The 6156-nt window shown below is 61.9% G+C and carries 5 protein-coding genes and 1 pseudogene; 2 read left to right on the plus strand and 4 right to left on the minus strand.

Translation table 11 applies throughout. The features are described 5' to 3' along the window. The 4 genes from AAAB16_RS22915 to AAAB16_RS22930 all read right to left on the minus strand — a co-directional run. A partial coding sequence (locus AAAB16_RS22915) for a type VI secretion system protein (RefSeq protein WP_340665418.1) occupies positions 1 to 2466 on the minus strand: 2466 nt, incomplete at its 3' end. Continuing rightward, entirely contained in the window at positions 2463 to 3230 is a 768-nt protein-coding gene (locus tag AAAB16_RS22920; RefSeq protein WP_340665419.1) for a DotU/TssL family secretion system protein, read from the minus strand. The genes AAAB16_RS22915 and AAAB16_RS22920, both read right to left, overlap by 4 nt. An 18-nt stretch (positions 3231 to 3248) precedes the next feature. After that, the gene (gene tssK / locus AAAB16_RS22925) at positions 3249 to 4583 is read right to left on the minus strand and encodes a type VI secretion system baseplate subunit TssK (protein WP_340665420.1); all 1335 of its coding nucleotides are present in this window, start codon (positions 4581 to 4583) and stop codon (positions 3249 to 3251) included. Between the two features lie 77 nt (positions 4584 to 4660). Further along, on the minus strand, positions 4661 to 5134 hold the full coding sequence (locus tag AAAB16_RS22930) for a type VI secretion protein (RefSeq protein WP_340665421.1): 474 nt from the start codon (positions 5132 to 5134) through the stop codon (positions 4661 to 4663). A gap of 221 nt (positions 5135 to 5355) precedes the next feature. Between AAAB16_RS22930 and tssB the strand changes: the two genes are divergently transcribed. Then, positions 5356 to 5922 carry a type VI secretion system contractile sheath small subunit gene (tssB, locus tag AAAB16_RS22935; RefSeq protein WP_340665422.1) on the plus strand — a complete coding sequence of 189 codons (567 nt, stop codon included), beginning with the start codon at positions 5356 to 5358 and terminating at the stop codon, positions 5920 to 5922. Between the two features lie 33 nt (positions 5923 to 5955). Continuing rightward, positions 5956 to 6156, plus strand: a pseudogene (locus AAAB16_RS22940) (type VI secretion system contractile sheath large subunit); the annotation flags it as partial.

Raw genomic sequence — 6156 nt, forward strand, 5'->3', positions numbered from 1 at the left:
GAGTTCAACAAAGGCTTTTTGCAGCAGCAGGGCTTTGTCGGCGGGCACGTCAAAGGTTTGGTCGGCGCTTAAGCGCGGCAGGTTGGCGCGCGATTCCAGGCTATACCACATGGCCGTGGCAGCGGCGTTTTGCGCGGCGCCAAGAATGGCCGAACGAAATGCCGGGGGAATAAGTGGCAGCTCGTGGCCGGCGTAGTTTTTGTAGCTGTCGAAGTAGTTCAGGGCCGCGCCCAGGCCGTTGGTGTCCACCAGTTGCGTGCGCCCCTGGGCATCGCCCTGACGTAGCGCGATGGCCACGAAGTCGAACTTCAGCAGGCTGTCGATAGCTTTATCCAGGCTGTTGATGTCCTCTTGCAACGCGAGCGCACCGGTGCTTTTTTGCACCAGCAAATTGTCGCTGGCGCCAGCCTGGGCAACCCATTGTTCGCGGAAAGTGCTTTGCAGGCGGTTGGCCTGGCTTTCCACGGCTTGTTGTTGCTCAGGGCCGAGCAACGCGCTTTTGCTCGCGTCGTCCAACAAGGTGCGGTAACCCGGCACCAGGTCGCGACCATTGCTACGGCTCCAGGCGGCGTTGGTCAACGCGATCAGGCCGCGCAGGTCGTCCACCAACTCACTGACCTCTTCCAGCTCTTGCAGCGAATTGCCGTAACCGCCGCGCAGTTTATCAACGTGGTCGCGCAGGTAGCCGGCGGGCTGCACAAAGTTGTCGCCCAGCGAGTACTGCACCAGCCACAGCTGCATCAGGCGCTGAAAATGCTCGGCAATCTTGGCCCGGTCTTTTTGCAGGTCGAGGGCTTGCAAGGTCGGCGGCAGTTTTTTGCTCAGCACTTGGTTGTAAAAGTTCTGCTTGCTCAGGGTGCCGGCATTGAGGTTGGTGGCGAACGCGCTGTTGCTCATTTGCGCCAAGTCATCCAGCGGGCCGTTTCTATTGCTCAGCGCCTGGGTGAATAACTGGTTTTGCCGCTCAACTTGCAGCGCGCCGTCGACCAACGCCCGGGCATTGAGGTAGTTGGGCCATTGTTCGGGGTCGCTACCCTGCTGGTTGGCCGAGCGCCGGCCCGCGTTCTGCACGCGGCTTAGCTCCTGATACTGGGCGGCCATAAGATCGTGCAGCGGGGTGTACAACTGGGCCAGCGCGCTGGCGCGCAGAATCTCGGCCAGGTCGCTGTCTAGCGATGAAACCCACGAGGTGGGAAACACCAGCGAGGTGTAACGCCAACGCGGCGCTTGCTCGAGTACGGCCCAGAACGTTTGCACATTTTGTTTGGTCAGCTCGCGCCGGCGGCTTTCGTCGCTGACCACCACATAGCGCCCTTGCGCTTGCTGCAGCACCTGAGCGAGCCGTTCCGCGTCGTTAATCGCATCGCGCCACACCCACATCATGCCGGCTAGCCATAGCACCGCCATCGCCAGGGCGCCGATACCCACCACCTGCTGCCAGCGCCGGCGCACACGCAAAATTCGTGGCACAGCCTGGGCCAGGCCTTGCTCCGCGATAATGCGCGTGTGCCATAGGCGACGGGCGAACACGCTTTGGCGAATGGATACGGCGGCAAAGTCGGCCCCTTGATCGCCGCCCACGGCCTGGCTGGCGGTAAAGTACAGGCCGCGAAAACGCGGTGCTTCACCCAAGGCATTGCCCTGGAATACCGGGTCGAGCACCACCTGTAAGTTGCTGCGCAGGGCCTCCAGCTGTTGTGGCAATTGGTACAGCTCATCACTGAGTTGACCGCGCAATGCACCCAACTCAATCACCGCCTCCCTCACCCCGCGGGTCACCTGGTTGACGGCGTTTTCACTCCACTGTGATTGCCACATGGCGTCCAGGGTATAGGGCGAGGTCCAGCCTAGAATCAGCTCGCGCTGCTCGGCGGGAATGGCGGCCATAAAAGCCTGAAAGCCGGGCACGGTTTCCATTTCGGTGACCAGCACATACACCGGCAGGCTCAGCCCCAAGCGCTGCAGCAGGTCGATAAATTTGCGCCGCGCGGCCAGGCCGTGGGCCAAGGCTTGTTCGTCGTTACCGAGGTGCTGCGCGGGAATATTCCACAGCAGCGCATCCAGCGGACGCCGCGAGCGCAAGCGCAGTAATAGGCCAAGCAAGCGCCACCAGGCGGCCAACTGTGCGGTTACCCCCTGGGCGGGAATAAACAACGCATCGGGCACCACCAACACGGCGCCATCGGGGTCGGCCCACCAGCGGCCAAACCAGGCAGGTTTGCCCATGGGGTTCAAGCGCCAACTGCTGCACAACTGCTCGCCCTGCTCGTCGTCGCCGAGCATCAACAGCCAGGGAATATCGTAGCGATCGTGTACCGCCAGATCGCTTTCCATCTGCCGCAAGGCGCCGTAGAAACTGCGCAGCGCCGCCCCCGACTGCGTGCGCAACCACCACACCAGTAGCGCCACGGCCAACACCACGACGACACACAACAGCAGCCACAACAGAATCGAAGCAACGCTCATCGCTCCTGCTCCGCGCTACTAACCGGCGCCAAGTGCAGCACGGGTTCCAAGGCCTGGGTGATGTCGCGCCAAAACAAATGCCCGATCGCCGACAGCAACACAAAACCCAAGGCAATGGCCAAGCCCAGGCGCAAACCATCAGGTAACGAGCGACGCACTGGCAAGCGTATCGGTGCGATGTCAGCGGGCAGTTCCAGGGTGTCGGCCACATCGCGGTAAGAAGGCTCGCGCTGCCAGGCAAAGGTGAACAGCGCATGCCGCCATTTTTCATGGATGGCTTCGCCGCGCACGCCGCGCAGGCGCCCGTGGAAACCCAGGATCAAACATTGCAGGTAGACGTTGGCCAAGTCGCGGCTGGCCGGGGCGCGCTCATCAAGGATTTTCTTGATCGCCACCGGCAAGCGCTCGCCGGCATTGCGGCTGCCGTACAGGCGCGCTTCCAGGGGTTTTTCCTGCCAGGCGGCTTGGCCAGCCCACGGGCTGAACAGCAGGGTTTCATCGACCAAGGCGACAAAGGCGTAGACCATGGTTTTGACCTGCTGCCCGGACGCATCGCCGACACTGGCAAAGGCGTTGCGCCACAAACGCCGGCTAATCTGGATAGCGGTTTCGGCGGTGTGCACCACCAGTTGAGCATCGGCGCTGTCGTCTTTTTCCAGGGTATTCCAGGCTTCCAGCCATTCCTGCCAGGCGCGGCTAAACGCCGTGCTCAGCGGCGAATCGTGCAACCCTTGCGCCCGCATTCCGGTGCTCTGCTCAGCCATACAACGTCCTTATTTGCGCTATGCCACGTCGCTCTCATTGGCGATAAACAGCACCACCTGCCAAGGGCTACTGCCCTGCCCAGGACCGGGAGAAACGATGTTCAGCGCCTGGGCCGGGTCGAACCATTCGCCAGCGGCCTGTACAACAAAAATGCGCGTGTCGTCGCCCACGCCGTAGGCCACTTGTTCCTGGCGGCTCATGGCTTGGTGCGCCAGCCCGCTCATACGTTGGCGCACCAGGGTGGGAATGTGGGCGGCCGAGGCGATCACGGCGCGCGCCAGCCATTCAGAAGCCGCCTGCTCGTGGCTGCCGGCCGGCATCCGCAGACCAATCACCAAGCGTTGACGGCGCTGTTGCAGGTCGGGCAGCAAGATGCTGAAGCGCGGTCCGTTCTGTTCGAACGGCAGGCTGCGGTAGCCGGCGCGCACCCGTTCCAGGGCCATGCTCAGCCAGGCCAGCACTTGCTCGTAGCCTTTTTGCAGGTCGAGAAAATCCAGCGCGGCAAAGGCTGGTACGCCGGCCACCGGGTCCAGCGCGCACCAGTTGCCAGCCATGCCACAGAGCAAGGTGTACAGCTGCTGCGGCGCGGCAATGCGGCTGTTCAGCGCGGCTTCTACCTCCGGCAAACGCGCCCAAAGCGCGGCCAGTTGCCGGCGAATTTCGTCGATATCGTCGTCATTGCCGGCCTGCTGGGCATGGCGCAGGCGCCCGGCGAGAAACACGCACTTTTCCCGCGCCCGCGTACACAAATCGCTGACCTTGCGCCCTAGCACCGACTCCGGCAGCACCCGTGGCGTAGGCGCCACATAGGCCAGTTGCACATAACCGCCGCCCTCTTTGCCGACTTTGAGCAGCGGTAGGCAAATAGCATCGGCGCGCTGGGTTTCGCTGATCAGGCGCAGGTTCGGTCGCCACACGGTGATGGCTTCCGGGTGTTCGCCGCTGGCCAAGTCGGGGAGCGCCTGACCGACCACCGATTGCAGGCGGCCCTTGAGTGGCACCAGTTGCCCAGCCCGCCACAGCGGGTTGATGGCCAGGTACACGGTGACCATGGCGTTGCTGGCCGAGTCGATGGCGGTGACCACGTCCAACTCGACCGGCGTGTCGATACCGGGGGTCAATTCCACCGGCAAGCCGTCGGGCAAAATCGCTTTAAGGGCGAGCACCCGCACCCGCCCGGCACACAGGGCGACGGGGTCTAGATCGAGTTCGGTAATGCCCCAGAACCAGGGGTTAGCCGCCTGCACCAGGTGCGCAGACAACGCTTCGGCACGCAGGCCCTGCAACTGAAAGTGTTGGGGCAGTAGCTGCATGCCTTCATGCCAACAAACTGCGTCCGGTAGACCACTCATACCACCCTCCCCAACGTCCCGTGTTGAGCCGCAGCGTAAGGCCGCGGCCGATGCAATCCTTGCCCTTGCTGGGGTGCTTAGCGTGTGTCTTCGTCGCCGAGCAAGCGCATGTCTCTGCTCTCAAAACGCAGCCACACCTTGCTTTGTTCGCCAAGGCGCAGCCGATGAGCACCGGGAGTGTTATAGCCGGCAAAGACCAAAAGTCCAGCCGCTTTCTGACCGCGTAGCGGGAAATCGGTGGCCTGCATTAGCTGCCCAGGCACCAGTTCCAGGCTCCATACCGAGAGCTGCTCGCGGTAGTCGCGGCGGTATTGTTCGCGCTCGGCGAACCACTGGCGGGCCGGTACCGCCGAGAGCAGTTTGAGCAAGTCCGGGTCACTAATGGCTATGAAATCAACGGCAATGGGCGTGTCGTTGTTGGCCCGTGGTGCCACATCCAAGGTCAACGAATCCAACTCGACCTTGGGCGCGAAATAGGAACAACCACTCAGTGCCAGCACTGAAGCCAGAGCGGTTGCGCGGTACAGCAGGAGAAAGCATCCGTGTTTCATGTGCGTCCAAATAATTCGATTTGCATTTTTATAGACCTGTTCTAGCGTGTTGGGTAGTTCGCCGGACCAGCCCCGTAATCGGCCTGTGAACCAGGAGGGATTGCCAACAGCAGACGGAAGCTTTTTCCGCACTGCTGATTGCCGCGATCCAGCAAAGGAGTGCGATCACCGGGGCAAGTACCGATGCATTGCGCTCGCCACATGCATCGGAGCACCACGTCATGGCTGAGAGTACCCAGCACAAGCTAGACCGCATTCGTCCCCCTCGTGTGCAAATTACCTACGATGTCGAAATCGGCGACGCCATCGAGAAGAAGGAATTGCCGTTGGTGGTCGGAATTCTTGCCGACCTCTCCGGCAAGCCGGATGTGGCCCTGCCGAAAATTGGCGAGCGGCGCTTTATCGAAATCGACCGCGACAACTTCAACAGCGTGATCGCCTCCATCGCCCCGCGTGCGGCGGTGCAGGTGGACAACACCATCTCCGGCGATGACAGCAAACTCAATGTGGAACTGCGCTTTAACCACATCGACGACTTCGATCCGGTCAATGTTGTCACCCAGGTTGTGCCGCTGCGCCGCCTGTTTGAAGCACGCCAACGGCTGCGCGATCTGCTGACCAAACTCGACGGCAACGACGACCTCGACAAGCTGCTGCAAGACGTAGTGGCCAACACCGAAGGCTTGCAGGAAATCAAATCGGCCCGCCCGGAAGCCGACGCGGCTGAAGCGGCGCCCAAAGGCAAAGCCGCCGCCAGCGCTGAGCCGCCGGCCGAACCCGAAGCCTGATAGCTACCCTTTTACGTTCAAGGAGGATTCGCCGTGGCCAAGTCCAGCGAAAGTAAAACCAGCGAAAGCACCACCGAAACCCTGTCCCTGCTCGACCGCATCATCGCCGAAGGGCGCATGGCCCACGACGACAGCCAGCAGGATTATGCCCGCGACATGCTCGCCGAATTCGCCACCCAGGTGCTCGACGAAGGCATGGCCATCGATAAAGACACAGTGGCCATGATCAACGAC

Origin of the sequence: Pseudomonas sp., from assembly GCF_037994325.1 — a bacterium.
Lineage (GTDB): Bacteria > Pseudomonadota > Gammaproteobacteria > Pseudomonadales > Pseudomonadaceae > Aquipseudomonas.